The organism is Herbidospora daliensis, assembly GCF_001570585.1.
Taxonomy (GTDB): domain Bacteria; phylum Actinomycetota; class Actinomycetes; order Streptosporangiales; family Streptosporangiaceae; genus Herbidospora; species Herbidospora daliensis.
Map to the genome: position 1 here is coordinate 1,763,765 of NZ_BBXF01000002.1, position 17,954 is coordinate 1,781,718.

Sequence of the window (17,954 nt, forward strand, 5' to 3'; positions counted from 1 at the left end):
GGGCGGAGGGCCGGGCGTGGGGCCGGGCGGGATTCCAGTTGGGCCTGGGTGCGTTTCGTCGAGCGGGCCGGGGGCGGGGGTTTCGTGGCGCCGAAGAACAGGCCCAGGCAGCCGGCGAAGACCGCGAGGGCCAGTGATCCGAGGATGACGCTCGTGTAGCCCGGCATCGGCGCCTCCACCAGGGGGCGTTCGAGCAGGACCACCGTGACGGCGATGCCGATCGTGCCGCCCACCTGGCGGACGGACATCGTCGCGCCGACCGCGGTGGCGTAGCGCTCCGGGCCGGCGGTGAGGGCGGCGGCGGCCGACGAGCCCGCGTTGAGCAGGCCGAAGCCGAGGCCCAGCGCGGCGTTCAGCGGCAACCACACCTGCAGGACGTCGAGCGGCCTGCCGGTGCCGATGACCAGTTGCAGGAGGCCGATGCAGCTTCCCGCGATGATGACCGCGCCGAGGTAGATGACCACGCGCGGGCCCCGGCGTTTGATCAGGCCGCCGGCGATGACGCTGCCGATGAGGACACCGGCCGCGTTGGGGGCGATGGCGGCGCCGATCAGCTCCGGGGACCGGAACATGGCCTGGCCGAGGAACAGCGGCATGATCACCAGGATCGGGAGGGAGACCAGGCCGTACAGGGCCGAGAGGGTTCCGGCGAGGGCGAAGCGGCCCTTGCGCCACAGACCGAGGTCGATGGCGGGGGCCTTGTGGTAGGCCGAGCGGGCCATCGTCGCCAGCAGCATCAGCGTCCCCCCGGACACCGCGCCGATGACGTACGGGTCCCAGCCCCGGCGGGGGAACTGGACGATCGCCCAGGTGAGCATCGCGAGGGCGGCGCCCAGCAGGAGGCAGCCGATGATGTCGGGCACCGCGCCACGGGTGTGCGGCGGCCGGGGGAGCGTCATCGACAGCGTCAGCAGGAGCAGGGTGAGGAACGCGCTGGGCACGAACAGCACGCGCCAGCCGATCTCCATGTTCTGGCTGAACCAGCCGCCGAGGGCGTACATGAGCGTGCCGGCGACGCCGGTCGACGCGCTCCAGACGCCGATGGCGGCGGCTCTGCGGGTGGTGGGCACCGTCGCCAGCAGCATCGCCAGCGAGGCGGGGACCATCAGCGCGGCGCCGAGCCCCTGCGCGGCGCGGGCGGCGAGCAGCAGGCTCCACAGGGGCGTGATCACGGTGCAGAACGCCGCGATGGAGAACAGGGACAACCCGATGGTGAGCAGCCGCCGCGGGCCGAACACGTCGGCGAGCCGCCCCCCGACGGGCAGCAGCGCCGCGTACGGGAGGGCGAAGGCGGTCAGCAGCCACTGGGTGTCGATCGGTGACTTGGGCCCGAAGCCGCTCTCGGCGAGCTGCGGCACGCCGAGGGTGGCGGCGAGCGTGTCGGCCATGGTGATGCCCATGATGCCGGCGCACACGATGACGGGCAGGTAGGTGGTCTTGCGCTTGTGCGAGGTGGGCGCCGGTCGTCCGCGCCCCTGGAGGCGGCGGGGCGGGTCGGTGAGCAACGGGGGAAGGCCGTCGTCACCGCGCCGCTGGGTGAGAACGCTCATTCGGCCGGCTTGCGGGCGGGGGTGGGTTGGGGGAGGGAGACCAGGGTGTCGCTGATGTACGTCTGCATCGCGGGTCCTCGGCGGGGGTGCGCTGGACGTTTCTTCGTGGGCCACGGCCGGGGGTCCTCCTCCAGGAGGGGGAGGTCCCTGATGGGCGTCACGATCGCGGGGTGGAACTGCTCTTCCACGTGGAGGAATGGCCTGCCTCCAGCGAAGACGAGATACGAGCGGTAGACGCTGGGCCGGCCGACCCCGCCCCATTCGCTCATCCGGCAGCCGGTCTCGGTGATGACGCGCCGTTGCTCGACGGCCCCCTGCAGCACCCGGCCGAGGGGGGTGCCTCCGCCGTCGACGATGCTGCGGGCGACCAGATGACTCGACGTCATGATCACCGTGTTGACCGAGATGGCCCTGCCGTCCGGGCGGACGAGTTGAGATTTGCGGACGACGAGAGGTGCGTCGCCCTCGCCGGCCACGAGCGCCTTGACGGCCGCGCGCGGTCGTACTTGCGAGGACGGCAGCCCCCGCTGGTCGAGCACACGGACGCGCAGCGGTACGCCGAGTAACGCGGAAAGCAATTGCGTCGTTGATCCGTCGTTGGTGAGGACCATTCGGGTCACGGCGTCGGCCGGGATGCTCATATGACCCTCCTTTCGCGTTCTGACAAACTATCTGACACAAGTTGAGATCTTAATTACTTTCTACACTTTCGCAATAGGTTCGGATTTCGGTCACTCTTGCACTGTCGCGTTCCAGCACGTCGTCACTGCAGGTCTGGGTATCGGTCGTGCTGTAAGACTTCTTGTCAAATTCCTTTACAGAAATGCGAGTGACCGATGTTGCGTGAGTCCGGATTGCCCTGGTATGGGGTGTGATGTCCCGTAAAAGGATCACGGCAGATATGCATTTCCCCCTCCGTCACAATTCTTCTTGACATCGGCCTGTCAATACTTCCAACATCATTTGCATCAAGTCCGCGCGAACCCTCCTTCGTAAAGGCGGCAGTCAAGTGAACGTGCAATACCTGTTCGTTATGAACGGCGAAAGGGACGGACTGACCAGGCGTCGCGTCGTGAACGGCCGGGCGCTCGCCCGCCGGGTTCCCTGGCCGCACCGCGGCGGCGCGCGCATCCCCACCCCCCACCGCGGCACCGTGGCCCTGGTGGGCGCCGGCGGCTCCGAGGACACCGCGTCGCTGCTGGCCCAGGTCCGCCGGGGCGGCTTCGACGTCGTGCTCGTCGACACCGACGACGTCTCCGCCGGCCGCTCCGGCCACACCGACCGCCTGAGGGTCCCGGCCATGACCCCCTCAGCGGTCGCCGCCGCCGTCGAGGGCTTCTCCCGCCGGGTCGACGGCGTCATCTGCTGGGAGCCGCGCTACCAGGAGGTCGCGGCGGCTGCTGCTGTACGGCTCGGCCTGCCGTCGTTCGGGGAGACCGCCGCCATCGGCAGCGCCGACCCCGTCAGCACCCAGGTCCTGCTCGCCGCCGGGGGCATGCGCACCCCGCGGTCGATCCTCGCCGTCTCACCCGAAGAGGCCGACCGGGCCGCCCAGCTCATCGGCTGCCCCGTCCTGTTCGTCGCCCGGACCCCCGGAGGGAACCTGTCCAGGCGCCGAGTGGACGATCTCGCCGGCATCCCCGCCGGATTCGCCGGCGCCCAGGCCGCCACCGGCGACAGCGGCGCCGTTCTCGTGGAGGAGGTTCCGGTGGGCGCACCGGTGACAGTGGAATGCTGGGTCCGTTCGGGCGCGCCGATCGCCGTCGCGGTGATCCGCCGCTTCGGCGAGTACGACATCGTCGACGCCGCCGACCCGCTGCTCGACGACGGCGACGTGGGCGCGGTCATCGCGACCGCCGTGTCGTCGGTCGGCGTCCAGGACGGGCACTGCGGCGTCAGCCTGCTGCTCTCCGACGACGCGGCCCTCGTGACCGGCCTGCGGCCGGGGCCGCCCGACCCGCTGCTGTGCCACGTGGTCGAACTGGTCACCGGGGTCAACCTCCCCGCCGCCGCCGCGGCCATCAGCTGCGGCCGCGAACCGGAGGCCACCCGCCACCGCCACCGCCGCGCCGCGATCGTCACCCCGGTCGACATCCGCGCCCCCCGCCTGGCCGACCTAGAAGACGACCTGCCGTACGCGGGCTGGCTGGAGCGCTACGAGCCCGGCGGCCGGGCCGTCGTCACGGGCCGCAACCCCCGCGAGTGCGCCCTGCGCGCCGCCCACCTGAGGGCCGCCCACCTGCGCGCCGCCCACCTGTACATCCCGGCCGAGTGGCCCTTCCTGCCGCCGTCGATCCAGCGCATCCGCGAACCGGAACCGGTCTTCGACCTCCAGCCGACCCTCCCGCCGAACCTGACCGCCACATCCGAATCGGCCCAGCTCACAGCCTCCCAGCCGGCCCAGCTCCCGGCCCCCCAGACGCCTCGGATCCCGGCCCCCCAGCACCCCGCCCTCCCGCCGATGCCGACCCCGGCCCCTCAGCCGGCAGCCCAGACTTCGGCCCCCCAGCCGGTAGCGCAGACCCCGGCCCCTCAACTAGCAGCGCAGACCCCGGCCCCGCAGCCGGTGGCCCAGACGGCCGCGCCTCAGCCGACCGCGCAGCCCGCGCGGACCGCGATTCCGCAGCCGAGGCCCGCCGCGCCGATGCACACGACGTCGCAGCCGCTGCCGGCCTCCGGGCCGCACTCCACACCCGGGCCGCTGCCCGCGTCGAGGCCCTACTCGACGCCGCTGCCGGTGCAGACCGCCGCGTCTCAGTACATCCCGCCGCTGCCGTCGGTCCCGGGAGCGCACACTCGGCCCGGCCCGCTGCCCAACCCGATGCCGATCCCCACCCAGGCCCCCGCACCGCCGGCTCCTACCCAGGCTGCTGCGCCCCTGCCCTCCACCCCGGCCGCCGCGCCGCCGCCGGCCGCCCAGGCCGCCGCGCCGCCGCCTTCCTCAAACGCCGCGCCGTTGCCATCGTCCGGAAAGGCTGCGCCGTTGCCGCTCTCCGCCCAGGCTGCCGCGCCGCTACTGCCCTCCCAGGCTGCTGCGTCGCTGCCGCCGTCATCCAAGGCCGCGCCCCTGCCGCCGTCGGCTCAGGCACCGAGGTCGACGCCCGAACGGCCCATATCGGTGCGCCCGGGTGAACTGCCCGTGGAGAGTGCCGCGCGACAGGCCGTGCTCGGGGCGGCCGCCAAGGATGCGGCCGCCAAGGATGCGGCGGCGCAGAACAAGGCGATCCAGAACGGGATGGCTCAGAACAAGGCGATCCAGAACGGGATGGCTCAGAACGGGGCAGCCCAAAACGGGGCGGCTCAGAACGGGGCGGCTCAGAACGGGGCAGCTCAGAACGAGGCGGCCCCGAACGGGGTGGAGCAGGATCGGGCGGAGCCGTTGCCTGCGCTGACGCCCTTCACCACGCCGCTGCCCCCGGCCCCCGCGCCGCAGCCCGCGCCGGAGAGTGAACCCGAGGAGGCGCCCGAGAAGGCCGGTGGCAGGCCGGTCATGCCGCCCAGCATGGCGAAGGCCGTTCGGTGAGGGCCGGTACGGCGGCCGTCTCCTTCTACGAGGACGCGCCGAAGAAGGCGGGTGTCGAGGAGGTCCGGCTGACCACGGCGCCCCTGAGGTCTGCTCCGGCGCGGTGGGACGAGCTCGCCCCCCGTACCGCTGCCGGGTTCTTCAACGGCCGGGCGTGGCACCAGGCGCACGCCGATCCTGACGCGGCGGCCTGGCACGGGGTGGTCCTCGGCTGGGTGGGCGGTGCGGGGCGGCCGTCGCTGCGGACCGTGGTGCCGGTCAGCCACTACGACCGGGCGCCCGCCCGGCCGATGCTCGACCCGGCCCGGCTGTTCGGGTCGATGTTGCGGGGCGGGCGGCTGCGCACACCCGAGGCGTGGGGGCGGGTGACGCTCATCGGCGCGACGGCCGGATACCGCACGGTCCCGGTCTGCCACCCGGACGACGAGCACCTGTGGGCGCGGGCCGTCCAGTACGCCATGCCCGACGACGGCAGCGCCGCCGTGCTCTACCTCGACGGGCCGACGGCCGGCCGGCTGACCCGCTACTTCCCGCGCGCGCCCCTCATCCTGACCCACGCGCGGACGGTCATGCGGATCCAGGGCGCCACGTTCGAGGAGCACCTGGGCGCGTTGCAACGGTCGAGCCGGACGCTGGCCCGGCGCGAGGAGCGGGTGTTCGCCGACGGCGCGCGGGTCGTCAAGGTGCTGCCGCTGACGGCGGCCCTGCTGCCCGACCTGGCCCGGGTGCACCCCACGGCCAAGGAGGCGACCTCGGCCGAGCGGGAGCTGCGCCGCTACCTCGCCTCGCCGCTGGCCGGTTCGGCCCACGTGATCCTCTGCACGCACAACGGCGCCACGATCGGCTACCGGCTGGTCTTCCAGCACGGCGACGGCCTGGTCGCCCACCGCATCACGCTCGACCCCCGGCGCACCGGCCACTACGCCGAGCAGCCGGTCCTGCAGTCGCACGCCCCGGTCCGCATGGGCCTGGCCCGCCACCTCCAGGAGATCGACTTCGGCGTCGGCGGGTTCAGCGACAAGCTGCGGCGCGGCGCGCGGCTGCTCCCGTTGTGGTCGCTGCTGCTGCGCCCGCCGCTCGGCTGGACGGCCCGGCACACCCGCGAGGTCAACCGCAGGCGCGCCGGGGAGCTGTTCGACGCGTACGCGCAGGACATGGACGTCGACGACCTGGCCCTGCTCCGGCTCATCGCTCAGACCGGCATGTTCGCCGCCTAGGGGGAACCATGACGCACTCGATCTTCAGCCCGTTCGAGGACGAACGCGCCGAACGCGCGGGCCGGCGTCCCTACGCCGACCCGGACTCCATCACCACCCTGGTCGACTCCTTCCGCCTGACGGCCTCCGACGACGACGTACGGGAGCTGTTCGACCAGCTCAACTTCCATCTGGTCGCGGTGGAGCAGCTGCTCACGTCCTGGTATGCCCGCAAGCACCCGGGGCGGCCGCTGCCGCTGCCGCGCCGACCAACGCCGTGACCGTGCGGGAGTCGGTGCCCGCGCAGACGGCCAGCACGGCCGGGTCGCCGACTCCGCCCGCCCAGGCCGCCCGCACGGCCGCGTCGCGGGCGACGGTGGCCAGCGCCTCGGCGTGAGCGGCCTCGGCGACGGCGCGGAGCCGGCCGGCCACCTGGTCGAGCAGCGGACGGCAGGCCCGCGCCAGGCCCGCCGTCCGCCGGTCCAGTTCGGCCCGGCTCGCCGCGAGGGCGGCCAGGGCCGTCTCGCGGGTGGGGTCGGGCCGCAGCCGCCGGACCCGGGCCTGGGTCATCCCGCCCGTTTCGGCGAGCAGCCCGACGACGTTGACCCCGGCGCCGAGCGCCGCGCGGACCTCGTCGTCGCGGGCCGTCCGCGCCGCGCCGAGCCGGACCGCGGCGCGGGCCACCTCGGCGAGCGCGCCCCCGGCGGGTGCGCGCGGCGGCAGCAGCAGGTCGGCGCCGAGCCCTTCGAGGATCCGGGCCAGGGTGTACGGGCTGATCCGCGCCACCTCGCACATCGTCGTCACCGTGCGGTGCCCCTCGCGCCAGGCGCGGCGGACGGCGTCGCCGTGCTCCTCCCGCCGGGCCCGGAGGGCGGCGGCCGAGGCGGCGATGCGGGCCAGCGAGGCGGCCTCCTGGGCCCGCGCCCGCAGCCGCACCTCCCGCCGGAGCGCCCTGACCCGCCCCTCGGGCAGCCCGCTGACCCGCATGAGGACGGCCAGGCTCGTCACCCCGGTCCGCACGCACGCGCGCAGCGCCTCCACGAGCTCCCGGTCGAGCGGTTCCGACTCGAAGGGGATCTCGTGCTCCGGCAGCCCCGTCCAGGCGGCGACGAGCGCGGCGTCGCGGGCCCCGGCCGCGCGCAGGGCGGTCAGCGCCGCCCGCAGCGCCTCCTGCGCGGCGTCACTCGCCGCGTGGGCCACGGCGAGTTCGGCCGACGCGGCGCGCACGGCGTCCAGGAGATGCCCTGAGCGCGCCCCGTGGACGGCCAGCCGCCGCGAGCGGCGCGCGTGGGTGCGGCACTGGTCGCCCATGACGGCGCGGTTGCCGCACCCGGTCGGCCAGACGCACAGGTAGGGCACCCCGGCCGCGACGACCAGGACCGGCCGCCGGGCCAGCGCGGCGGCCAGCTCCTTCGACTTCCACCCGCCCTCGTCGCCGGCGACCAGGCAGAGCGGCCCGCCCGTCTCGTCGAGCAGCAGTTCGGCGAAGGAGACGAGCGTGGTCGCGCGCATCCGCCCCCGGTAGCGGGCCTGCGGATACCAGGCGAAGCGGGTCTCCCCGGCGCGGTCGAGCGCGACCAGGAGGCTCAGGTCGCCCCCGAGCCGCGCCTCGGCGACGAACCGGACGGCCGCGCCGGCGCCCGCGTGCGCGAGGTGGAGCGGCAGCGTCTCGTGCTCCCAGGGGCCGGGCTCGACCGACGGGAAGTCCTCCGGCCACAGTCCCTCCTCGCGCAGCACGGCGACGGCGCGGTCGGCGTCCACGGGCCGGCCGTAGGCGCGGCTCAGCAGGGCGGTGAGGGTCCGCATGGTCAGCAGGGCGGGCGGGCCCGCCAGGACGAGCTCGCGCAACCGGCCTCCCGCCGACAGGGGCTGCTTCCGGGCGCGTTCCCGGGCGGCGGCGATCCGCACCTGGCGGTCGGCCGTCCCGATGGGGCCGCGCGGGGGGTGTTCCATCTCCAGCGACGCGGTCGCGTCGGGGGCGGGGCCGCGGCCCAGATGGAAGTGGCGGCGGCAGAGCGCCTGGACGGGGTCGCGTTCGGGCACCCGCCAGACGCGTTCGCCGCAGCCGTCGGCCCACGTGCAGTAGAAGGCGTCGCCGACCGTCGTGGCGGTGGCGTCGAGGTCGCGGGAGCGCCAGCCGGAGTCGTCGGTGACGACCAGGCACAACGGCTCTTCGACGTCGTGGCGCAGCCGCCGGGTGAAGTCGGCCAGCGTGGTGGCGCGCATGCGGCCCTGGTAGCGGGCCTCCTCGTACCAGGCGAAGCGGCGTTCCCCGGCGGGGGAGACGGCCAGCAGGAGCGTGCGCCCGCCGGGCAGCGGCACCTCCTGGACGAAGCGCACGACCGCGTCCGGCCCCGCGTCGGCCTGGAACAGCGGCAGCACGTCGTGGCACCAGCGGCCTACAGCGGGTGACGACGGCGGCAGCGCGGGCGGCAGCGGCCCCTCGGGCCACAGGTTCTGCGCTGACAGCAGGACTTCGGCGTCGCCGGTACTGACCGGATGACCGAAAAGAGCGCCCAGCCGGTGGGCCAGGCGCTCCATCGTCCACAGGCCGCCGGACGGCCCGCCGAGCACGGCGGGCCGCAGGTCGGGCGCCGAGGCGGTGGCCGGCGCGGGCGCAGGGCGGACCTCGCGGGCGTCGCCGCCGCCGCGCACCCAGACGGTCAGCGGCAGCGTGGCCAGGCCGCGCGCGCACTCGTCGAGCTCGAAGACGGGATGACCGGCCGTGATGAGGCAGGTGGCCCGGCCGGTTTCGGCGACCAGCCCGGCGGCGAAGTCGAGGAACGTGGCCGCGCTCGCGGGCCCCGAATAGGCGCGGAACAACAGCGGCCCGCCCGGGATCAGCGCGTAGGCGAGATGGAAGCCGAAAGGCGCGGCGGGCACGGAGGAACGGGGCAGCAGCGCGCCGACGTCGACGAGTCCCCCGCGCATCAGAAGCGCGTCCTGTTCCCGTGCTTTCTCTTTTATGTACGCGTAACGCTGTTTCCACAAACGGGCCGAACCGTCGGGCCACGTGACGAGAGAGTGCCGCGGCCATAAACCGAGTGAACGCAGCAGACGCCCGATGCTGGTGAGCGTCAGCGAGACGCCGTGGTCACGCGAGACGAGCTCGTTTACGAGTTCCCGCGTCCACAACCGTCCTGTCAAGCCCGCTGACTCCGGGCCGGCCAGCAGCGCGACCGCCAGGTCGTGCAGCCCGTCGGGCGACAGCGCCGACGGCCGCCCCTGCAGAGGGCTGGCCTGCAGCTTCTCCGGCCCGGAGCGGGCCTGGCGCAGCCATTCGTAGACCGAGGATCGGGACACACCCATGTTCCGGCTCACCTGCGCGACCCGCTCGCCCGCCTCCACGCGGGTCACGGCGGTGGTGCGGAGGGATGCCAGGAACGCCCGTCCGTCCACATCCCGCATTCGATGCGGACGGCTTGTCAAATCTTTGTCAATGACCGTGTAATGATCCACGTGCGACCAAATAACACGAATTCGGCCGGTATGCAAACATTCGTCTCGATAATCGTGTCAGGAAACCTGACACAGATGGAGGGCGTCCGGGGGAGGCGCCCAGATCAGTGCCGCAGTGGGCGGGTAACCGCCGTCCGGAACCAGGCTTTCGGTCCAGGCGAGATCGGTATGACCTGAGAAACCTGCACTGATTAGTCCCGTGAACACGTTTGCTGGTGGTCAAGTTGCTCTGTCACGTCTATGCTCCGTTTGACGCACTTGATCGAGGCGTCGATTTACGCACCGTGTTAGGCGAGGAGCACAGTGCCCGAGAAGATCGCTCAACGCGTTCGAGCCGCTCGCCTGCAGAGAGGGTTGTTGCCATTCCAAGTGACGTCCGAACTGGATGCCGACTCGATCGAACGGATTGAAAGCGGAGACCTCGAACCCACCGCGGCAATGATCAGGATCATCGCGCGAGGGCTCCAATGCTCCCCTCTGTGGTTGACCGACGGACTTGACCCGCACACGATCGCGGGCCTGCGGGCCGAAGCGGCCAAGGCGGGCGGCGCACTGGCCGAGGGCCGGTTCCCCGAGGCACGAGACCGCTACGCGGCGCTGCTCCGGCAGCCGTCGCTGGGCATGGTCCCCGACCTCTGGCGGCAGGCCGAGCTCGGCCAGGCCCAGGCGGCCGAACGCGAGGGCGACCTGCCCCAGGTGATCACCCGCGTGACGCGGCTGCTCGACTCCCACCTCGACGAGTCCTCCGAGACCCTGGCCCGGTCGAGCGGCCACTGGACGCAGTTCGTCGACTACCGCGTCCGGCTGGCGACCGTGTTGTGCCGCTGCCACCTCGAAGCGGGTGACATTTCGGCCAGCGTGGCCGTGGGCGAGAGCGCCCTCGACCGCGAGATCGGCGCCGCCGGCTGGACCTCCAGCGTGATCGAGCTCGGCTGCGCCCTCGTGGCCACGTACGGAGAGCAGGTCGACCTGCACTCCCATCCGGAAGAGGCCGGACATGGTTCGCATCTGCGATTGCATCTGCTGCTGAGCGAGCTGACGAGCGCCGCGATCGAGCTCGGGGAGCCCCGCGGGCGTATTTCGGTCGCTTGGCAGAACGGAATCGCGGCGGCGAGGTCGGGATTAGCGCCGACCGCCCGGGGCCTTTTCGAGCAGGCCCTATCTCTCTACGGCGCCGGCTACCACGACCCGCTCGGCCTGGCCCGCCTCCGGGCGACCATGGCCGGGGAGCTCATCAGGGCCGACGCGGCGACCGTGGAGGAGCTCTTCCCGGTGCTCACCCGCGCCCAGGCCGAGCTGGCCGAGGCGGCCGCCGGGATCGTCGACCGGGGCTTCTGCGCCCTCGCGCTGGCCCGCGCCGACGTCGTCAGGGGCGATCCGCACCAGGCGATCGACCGGGCCAACGAGGTCGTCAAGGCCGTCGGCGAGACCGCCGCGCTGCTGCACGTCCACGCCTCGGAGGTCATCGCCGAGGCGCACCTGCGGCTCGGCGAGACCTGGGAGGCCGAACAGGCCCTCGTGGCCGCCGCCGAGCGCTGGGAGACGATGACCTCCCGCGAACGGGCCTCGGCGATGTGGATGCGGGTCGCCGACCTCAGGATCCGGTGCGACGACCCCGAAGGCGGTCGAGCGGCCCTGGACCGGGCGCTCGCAGTGATGGCGGTCTGAGCCCGCGCAGCAGGTCCTCGGGCTCGCGCCCCAGATGCCGCAGCACGCAGCACATGTGCGCGAAGACGGCCTCGGCGCGGGGATAGCGGTCGGTGGAGGCCGCACGGGCGTGCGCCTCGAACGCGGCGATCAGGGCTTCGGGGTAGTCGGCCAGGTAGACGCCGGAGATGCGCGGCGCGAACATCGACAACTCGCGGTCGAGCTGCCAGTAGTAGGACACCAGGTCGGTGAGCGGCTCACACGCCTTGACCAGGTCGTCGTGGTTCTCGAAGCGGGGCACGGGGTGGTCGTGGTCGCAGCTCGGCACCTCGTCGAGCGGCGCCGTCTCGGGTCGGGGGGCGTCGAGTGGCACGTCGGGGAACTCGATCTCGTTCTCGCCGCCGCTCTCCAGGAGGATCCGGCGGGCGGTGGCCAGCGGGGGGTAGCCGAGGGTCAGGCCGCGTACGGCCCTGGGGAGCTCGGTGAAGGCGTCCATGCCGGCGAAGGTGTGGTTGGCGGGTGATTCCTTGCGGTGCGACAGCAGGCCCCACGCGGCCGTCTCGGCCGCCTCGGGGGGCAGCACGTCGCGGTAGTAGGCGACGAGCGCGTCGAGTTCGAACAGCTCCCCGTACGTCTCCTCGCGGCCCGCGGTGATGTGCAGGGCGTTGCCGTCGACGCGTTCGCGGTGATACTCCAGCCCCACTCTCCGGGCCCGGATGCACCACGCCTGGGCCTCGTCGAGGGGGAGGGTGAACCGGCCGAACGGCTTGCGCCCGGAGAGCAGGGCGCCGGCGATCCAGCGTTCACTCCATGCGGCTCCGTCGTAAGGAGACGGGTCGGCGAGATCTCTTAGTAACCCCTGTGAAAGGATCTCGTTCCACGGGCTCACTAGAGAACTTCTGAATCCATTCATAGCGGGTCCGGTGAAATCCCAGATCCGGTATCCGTGCCAGACAGCCAGTATCCGGGTCCAGGCGCCGAACTCGCTTTCCGCCCGTTGTCCGGCGTAAAGGCCGTGTAACGCATTGCCGAAGTCGTCCTGGAAGGGCCCGGGTTGGACCCGTCCTGCGGGGCTCACCGGAGTTCGATCATCAATTAGGGGCGTCCAGCCGCGCACGGGGCCGGGCCTCCTTTCCGCCATAGGGATTGTCAGGCTCCCCACCGGCACCTTCAGAAGCGCGCCGAAACCGAAAAGAATTTTGCCTGATCAACGATCGGTCGCGCAATGCACCGAATTACCCAAGGTGGGCATTTTGCGCTGCACGTGCATCTTCGCGTGCGTTTGAAAGTTACTTTCCCTTATGTGCGGGCCGAATTCACCCTTGGGGGGTGGCGGCGAGGTGGGCGCGCAGCACCCGGCGCTGCGTCGGCAGCGCCTCGGAGTGGCGGACGCGGCCGGCGTCGGTCAGCGTCACGAAGACGCCACGGCGGTCGTCGGCGCACATCGAGCGGAGCACGAACCCGGCCTTCTCCAGGCGGGCGATCAACCGGGACAACGCGCTCTGGCTCAGGTGGACCCCGGCGGCCAGCTCCTGCACCCGGAACTTCCCGTCGGCGCTCAGGCAGACGCCATCGACCAGACGGTCGAGCACCTCGAACTCGCTGACGCCGAGCTCGTGCCGCTCCTGCAGCTCCCGTTCCAGGTCGGAGACGATCGCGGCGTGCCTGGCGGACAACTCACGCCAGGTCGACAGCACCTCGTGGTCGGTCATCGTGCACCCCTGATCTCCTTGCGCGGCACCATAGCAGTCCGGACAAGCTTATGCAAACGCATTAAATGCTTGTGCATTGAATGCATGTGCATGTAACGTCCCCGTCCATGATGTCTACTCGTGAGGGCCGCTGGGGGGCCTCCCTTTGGGGCGTCCTCATCGTGCTCTGCACCGTCGTCTTCCTCGACGGACTCGACGTTTCGATGGTCGGCGTCGCGCTGCCGTCCATCCAGGCCGAACTCGGCATGTCGACCTCGGCGCTCCAGTGGGTGGTGAGCGGGTACGTCCTCGGTTACGGCGGCCTGCTGCTCCTCGGCGGCCGGACCGCCGATCTGCTGGGACGACGCCGGGTCCTGCTCGTCGCGCTGGCCGTGTTCGCCGTCGCCTCGCTGCTCGGCGGGGTCGTCGACAACGGCGCGCTGCTGATCGCGGCCCGGTTCGTCAAGGGCATGTCGGCCGCCTTCACCGCGCCGGCCGCCCTGTCGATCATCACCACCACCTTCGCCGAAGGGCCCGCGCGCAACCGGGCCCTGAGCATCTTCACCGCCTGCGCGGCCAGCGGCTTCTCCCTCGGCCTGATCCTGTCGGGCCTGCTGACCGAACTCGGCTGGCGGTGGACCTTCCTGATGCCGGTGCCGGTCGCCGTCGCGGCCCTGATCGCCGGGGCCCGCCTGCTGCCCCGCTCCGACGAGCGCGGCCAGGGCGGCTACGACCTCTTCGGCGCGCTCACCATCACCTCGGGCATGCTGCTGCTCGTCTACACCGTCGTCGAGGCCCCCGAGGTCGCGGTCGGGCGCACCGTCGCCACCGGGCTCGTCGCCGCGGTCCTGCTGGCCCTGTTCGTCTGGTGGGAACTGCGCACCAAGCACCCGCTGGTGCGGCTGGGCATCCTGCGCTCGGCGCCGCTGCGCCGGGCCAACCTCGGGCTGGTCATCCTCTTCGGCTCGTACGTCGGCTTCCAGTTCGTCGCCATGCAGTACTTCCAGAACATGCTCGGCTGGTCGGCGCTGGCCACGTCGCTGGCCTTCCTCCCCGCCGGGCTGCTCGTCGCGCTGTTCTCGACCCGGGTCGGGGCGCTGGCCGACCGGTTCGGCACCGAGAAGATCGTGCTGGCCGGGTCGGTGTCGCTGGTGCTGGCCTACCTCGTCTTCCTGAACGTCGACATGGACCCGTCGCTCTGGCTGGTCATCCCGGGGATGCTGCTGCTCGGCGGCGCGTTCGCGCTGGCGTTCCCCTCTCTCAACATCCAGGGCACCAACGGGGTCGCCGACGCGGAACAGGGGCTCGCGTCGGGGCTCATCAACACCTCGGGCCAGGTCGGCGGGGCGGTCGTGCTGGCCATCGTGACGGCCACGCTGACCTCGGGCGCCGGGGGCGGCGACCCGCTCGGGTCGACCCGCGCCGCGATCGTCATCTCGGCCGTGTTCGCGCTGATCGGGCTGGGGATCTCGATCACCGGCGTGGTGGCCGGGAGGAGGCGGCGTACACCCGCTGCGGAGCAGGTTCTGGAGACCGTGTAGCAGATCATATTTGCGCAGGTGAAGGTAGTATGCCGCAATGAGCCTGCCCACTTTTGAGCAGATCCGCCAGGCCCCCAAGGTGCTTCTTCACGACCACCTCGACGGGGGCCTGCGCACGGAAACGATCATCGAGCTGGCCCGCGAGACCGGCTACGACAAACTGCCCTCCACCGACCCGGCCGAGCTCGACGCGTGGTTCCGCGCGTCGGCCGACTCCGGGTCGCTGGAGCGCTATCTGGAGACCTTCGCCCACACCGTGGGCGTCATGCAGACCCGTGAGGCGCTCGTCAGGGTGGCCGCGGAGTGCGCGGAGGATCTCGCGAACGACGGAGTGGTCTACGCCGAGGTCCGCTACGCCCCCGAGCAGCACACCGAACGCGGGTTGTCCCTCGACGAGATCGTCCAGGCGGTCAACGAGGGCTTCCGCATCGGGTCGCAAGGGCGGGGCATCCGCGTCGGCGCGCTGCTCACGGCGATGCGGCACCAGGCCCGGTCGATGGAGATCGCCGAACTGGCCGTTCGCTACCGCGACGTCGGCGTGGTCGGCTTCGACATCGCCGGGGCCGAGGCCGGCTACCCGCCCACGCGGCACATCGACGCCTTCGAATACCTCCAGCGCGAGAACGCCCACTTCACCATCCACGCCGGCGAGGGCTTCGGGCTGCCGTCGATCTGGCAGGCCATCCAGTGGTGCGGGGCCGACCGGCTCGGCCACGGGGTGCGCATCATCGACGACATCACCGTCTCGGGCGACGACGCCAAGCTGGGCAGGCTGGCCGCCTACGTCCGCGACAAGCGCATCCCGCTGGAGATGTGCCCGACGTCCAACATCCAGACCGGGGCGGCGGCGTCGATCGCCGACCACCCGATCGGGCTGCTGCGCCGCCTCCAGTTCCGGGTCACCGTCAACACCGACAACCGGCTGATGAGCGGCACCAACGTCACCAAGGAGTTCGCCCAGCTGGTCGAGGCCTTCGGCTACGGCTGGGACGACCTCCAGTGGTTCACCGTCAACGCGATGAAGTCGGCGTTCATCCCCTTCGAAGACCGGCTGGCGCTGATCAACGGCGTCATCAAGCCGGGATTCGCCCAGTTGAAGTGGCGCGCATGACCTTCCGCTCGAAGACGGCCTGGTTCTTCGGCTGGGCCTGGCTGGTGTTCGTCGCCGCCAACACCGTCGACCTGATCGTGCGCGGCAGCCTGCCGTCGGCGATGGTGGTGGGGGCCGTCCTCGGCTTCATCACGTGGATGACCTACTTCCTGGCGCTGCGGCCGGCGACGATCACCGAACAGGGCGGGGTGCGGATCCGCAACCCCTTCCGCACCGCCTACCTGCCCTGGTCGTCCATCGACGACGTCACCGTGAGCAGCGCGATCACGATCACGGCCGGCGACCTGACCGTGCGCTGCTGGACGCCGATGCCGACCGCGCGCGAACGGGCCAAGACCCTCCGGCAGCAGAACCGCCAGGTCAAGCGGGGGCGTTACCCGACGTCCGAGCCGACCCTGACCAAGGGCGAGCGGGCCGCGCGCGAGGCCATGGCCGGCCGCACCCACGCCGACTGGGTGGCCGACGAGATCAAGGAGCTCGCCACGGTCAGGAAACGCGAGTCGACCGGCGAGCCGACCGTGAGGTGGGCGGTCGACTCGTTCGCGGCGACGGCGGCGTTCCTGGTCCTGGTCGTGGTGGCGATCGTGGTGACCTAGAGGGCCAGCACCTCGCGCAGGTCGGCCTTGAGCGCCTCGATCTGGCCGGCGGCGGCCGCCCGGGTCCCGGCGATGTCGTCCACCGGGAGCACCAGCTCCAGGTAGCACTTCAGCTTCGGTTCGGTGCCGCTCGGCCGCACCACCACCCGGCCGCCGCCCGACAGCCGGTAGCGCAGGCCGTCGGTCGGGGGCAGGTCGGGGGAGCCCGCCGCCAGGTCGTCGACCGCCTCGACGGTCCGGCCGCCCAGGCGGGCCGGCGGCTTCGACCGCAGCCGCGCCATCGCGTCGGTGATCTGGGCCAGGTCGTCGACGCGGAAGGAGAGCTGGCTGGTGGCGTGCAGCCCGTAGCGGACCGCCTGGTCGTCGAGCAGGTCGATCAGGGTCAGGCCGCGCTGCTTGGCCTCGGCCGCGATGGCCGCCACGGTCAGCGCCGCCCCGATGCCGTCTTTGTCGTGGACGGGCAGGCCCTCGTCGGAGCCGACGCTGTAGCCCAGCGCCTCCTCGTAGCCGAAGACCAGCCCGCCGCCCGCCTTCATGATCCACTTGAAGCCGGTGAGGGTCTCGCGGTGGCGTACCCCATGGGCCTCGGCGATCCTCCCCAGGAGAGACGACGAGACGATCGTGGTGGCGACCAGGCGGTCGGGGGCGCTCGTCGAGCGCAGCACGTGCTCCGCCAGCAGGCCGCCGACCTCGTCGCCGGTCAGCATCCGGAACACGCCGTCGGCCTGGCGCGCGCCCACGGCGCAGCGGTCGGCGTCGGGGTCGTTGGCGATCACCAGGTCGGCGTTGACGGCCGAGGCCGAGGCCAGTTCGAGGGCCATGTCCATGGCCCCCGGCTCCTCCGGGTTCGGGAACGCCACCGTCGGGAAGTCGGGATCGGGCCGGAACTGGGCCCCCACGATCATCGGCGAGGCGAACCCCGCCTGCAGGAACGCCTGCCCCAGCGTGTTCGCTCCGACACCGTGCAGGGGGGTGTACGCCACCCGCAGGTCCCGCGCCGAACCCAGCGGCAGCGCGGTCACCGCCTCCATGTAGGGCGCCAGGATCTCGGGGTGGGCCAGGGTCGCCCACTCCTCGCCGAGGGGGAGCTCGTCGACCCGCCCGACCGCGTCGATCGCCGCCGAGATCTCCGCGTCGACCGGCGGGACGATCTGCGCGCCGTCGCCCCAGTAGACCTTGTAGCCGTTGTCGCGCGGCGGGTTGTGCGAGGCCGTCACCATGACCCCGGCGTCGGCCTTCAAGTGGCGGACCGCGAAGGCCAGCACCGGGGTGGGGAACAGGCCGCCCATCAGGCTCACGGTGAGGCCCGCGCCGGTCAGGACGGCGGCGGTGTCGCGCGCGAACACGTCGGAGTTGTGCCGCGCGTCGTACCCGACGACCACGTGACGCCCCGGGCCCAGCACCGCGGCCAATCCGGCCGCCGCGCGCATCACGGTCACCCGGTTCATCCGGTTGGGGCCCGCGCCCAGTTCGCCGCGTAGACCGGCCGTGCCGAACTCCAGCTTGGCGCCGAACCGGTCGGCCAGGCCGTCGTGGTCGCCCGATTCGAGCAGCGACTCCAGTTCCGCCCGGGTCGCCGGGTCGGGGTCCTGGCCGAGCCACTCCCGCGCGCGTGTCGTCAGATCGTTCATCGCCGTCCC

The 17,954-nt window shown here is 72.1% G+C and carries 13 protein-coding genes; 7 read left to right on the forward strand and 6 right to left on the reverse strand.

Annotated features, from left to right (window positions below; genetic code table 11):
- Both AW274_RS14720 and AW274_RS40275 read right to left on the reverse strand, forming a co-directional pair.
- On the reverse strand, nt 1–1,550 hold a 1,550-nt coding region (locus tag AW274_RS14720; RefSeq protein ID WP_198169179.1), incomplete at its 3' end, for an MFS transporter.
- A complete protein-coding gene (locus tag AW274_RS40275; protein ID WP_062431504.1) occupies nt 1,547–2,191 on the reverse strand; it encodes a chorismate pyruvate-lyase family protein in 645 nt (214 codons plus the stop codon). The genes AW274_RS40275 and AW274_RS14720, both read right to left, overlap by 4 nt.
- Nucleotides 2,192–2,583: 392 nt before the next feature.
- On the opposite strand from AW274_RS40275, the gene AW274_RS41265 reads away from it, so the two are divergent.
- From AW274_RS41265 to AW274_RS14740, 3 genes are read left to right on the forward strand one after another with little or no spacing between them, the layout of a single operon-like run.
- On the forward strand, nt 2,584–5,073 hold the full coding sequence (locus AW274_RS41265; protein ID WP_198169180.1) for an ATP-grasp domain-containing protein: 2,490 nt from the start codon (nt 2,584–2,586) through the stop codon (nt 5,071–5,073).
- Entirely contained in the window at nt 5,070–6,290 is a 1,221-nt protein-coding gene (locus AW274_RS14735; protein ID WP_062431506.1) for a GNAT family N-acetyltransferase, read from the forward strand. The genes AW274_RS41265 and AW274_RS14735 overlap by 4 nt, the downstream gene beginning before the upstream one ends.
- 8 nt (nt 6,291–6,298) lie before the next feature.
- Nucleotides 6,299–6,550, forward strand: coding sequence for a hypothetical protein (locus tag AW274_RS14740; protein WP_062431507.1), 252 nt, complete (start codon nt 6,299–6,301; stop codon nt 6,548–6,550).
- Here AW274_RS14740 and AW274_RS14745 read toward each other — a convergent pair.
- Nucleotides 6,483–9,668 carry a helix-turn-helix domain-containing protein gene (locus tag AW274_RS14745; protein WP_062431508.1) on the reverse strand — a complete coding sequence of 1,062 codons (3,186 nt, stop codon included), beginning with the start codon at nt 9,666–9,668 and terminating at the stop codon, nt 6,483–6,485. The two genes, AW274_RS14740 and AW274_RS14745, sit on opposite strands and share 68 nt — an antisense overlap.
- Nucleotides 9,669–10,211: 543 nt before the next feature.
- Between AW274_RS14745 and AW274_RS14750 the strand changes: the two genes are divergently transcribed.
- The gene (locus AW274_RS14750) at nt 10,212–11,396 is read left to right on the forward strand and encodes a hypothetical protein (RefSeq protein WP_062431509.1); all 1,185 of its coding nucleotides are present in this window, start codon (nt 10,212–10,214) and stop codon (nt 11,394–11,396) included.
- Here the strand turns inward: AW274_RS14750 and AW274_RS14755 are convergent.
- Nucleotides 11,323–12,264 (reverse strand): hypothetical protein, encoded by a 942-nt coding sequence (locus tag AW274_RS14755; protein ID WP_157520170.1) that lies wholly within the window; start codon nt 12,262–12,264, stop codon nt 11,323–11,325. The two genes, AW274_RS14750 and AW274_RS14755, sit on opposite strands and share 74 nt — an antisense overlap.
- Nucleotides 12,265–12,691: 427 nt before the next feature.
- The gene (locus AW274_RS14760) at nt 12,692–13,087 is read right to left on the reverse strand and encodes a MarR family winged helix-turn-helix transcriptional regulator (RefSeq protein WP_062431511.1); all 396 of its coding nucleotides are present in this window, start codon (nt 13,085–13,087) and stop codon (nt 12,692–12,694) included.
- A gap of 107 nt (nt 13,088–13,194) precedes the next feature.
- Between AW274_RS14760 and AW274_RS14765 the strand changes: the two genes are divergently transcribed.
- Genes AW274_RS14765 through AW274_RS14775 form a run of 3 tightly spaced genes read left to right on the forward strand, consistent with a single transcriptional unit; the run spans nt 13,195 to nt 16,314 of the window.
- Nucleotides 13,195–14,607 carry an MFS transporter gene (locus tag AW274_RS14765; protein WP_232320107.1) on the forward strand — a complete coding sequence of 471 codons (1,413 nt, stop codon included), beginning with the start codon at nt 13,195–13,197 and terminating at the stop codon, nt 14,605–14,607.
- A 37-nt stretch (nt 14,608–14,644) separates the two neighbouring features.
- Entirely contained in the window at nt 14,645–15,718 is a 1,074-nt protein-coding gene (locus AW274_RS14770; RefSeq protein ID WP_062431513.1) for an adenosine deaminase, read from the forward strand.
- Nucleotides 15,715–16,314 carry a PH domain-containing protein gene (locus AW274_RS14775; protein ID WP_157520173.1) on the forward strand — a complete coding sequence of 200 codons (600 nt, stop codon included), beginning with the start codon at nt 15,715–15,717 and terminating at the stop codon, nt 16,312–16,314. The genes AW274_RS14770 and AW274_RS14775 overlap by 4 nt, the downstream gene beginning before the upstream one ends.
- On the opposite strand, the gene AW274_RS14780 is transcribed toward AW274_RS14775, so the two are convergent.
- Entirely contained in the window at nt 16,311–17,945 is a 1,635-nt protein-coding gene (locus AW274_RS14780; RefSeq protein WP_062431520.1) for a phospho-sugar mutase, read from the reverse strand. The two genes, AW274_RS14775 and AW274_RS14780, sit on opposite strands and share 4 nt — an antisense overlap.
- Between the last annotated feature and the right edge of the window lie 9 nt (nt 17,946–17,954).

Bases quoted from the DNA above. Each gene is read 5' to 3' on its own strand.
- AW274_RS14765 (WP_232320107.1), top strand. From the start codon at position 13,195: ATGATGTCTACTCGTGAGGGCCGCTGGGGGGCCTCCCTTTGGGGCGTC.
- AW274_RS14770 (WP_062431513.1), top strand. From the start codon at position 14,645: ATGAGCCTGCCCACTTTTGAGCAGATCCGCCAGGCCCCCAAGGTGCTT.
- AW274_RS41265 (WP_198169180.1), top strand. From the start codon at position 2,584: ATGAACGGCGAAAGGGACGGACTGACCAGGCGTCGCGTCGTGAACGGC.
- AW274_RS14760 (WP_062431511.1), bottom strand. From the start codon at position 13,087: ATGACCGACCACGAGGTGCTGTCGACCTGGCGTGAGTTGTCCGCCAGG.
- AW274_RS40275 (WP_062431504.1), bottom strand. From the start codon at position 2,191: ATGAGCATCCCGGCCGACGCCGTGACCCGAATGGTCCTCACCAACGAC.
- AW274_RS14775 (WP_157520173.1), top strand. From the start codon at position 15,715: ATGACCTTCCGCTCGAAGACGGCCTGGTTCTTCGGCTGGGCCTGGCTG.
- AW274_RS14780 (WP_062431520.1), bottom strand. From the start codon at position 17,945: ATGAACGATCTGACGACACGCGCGCGGGAGTGGCTCGGCCAGGACCCC.
- AW274_RS14740 (WP_062431507.1), top strand. From the start codon at position 6,299: ATGACGCACTCGATCTTCAGCCCGTTCGAGGACGAACGCGCCGAACGC.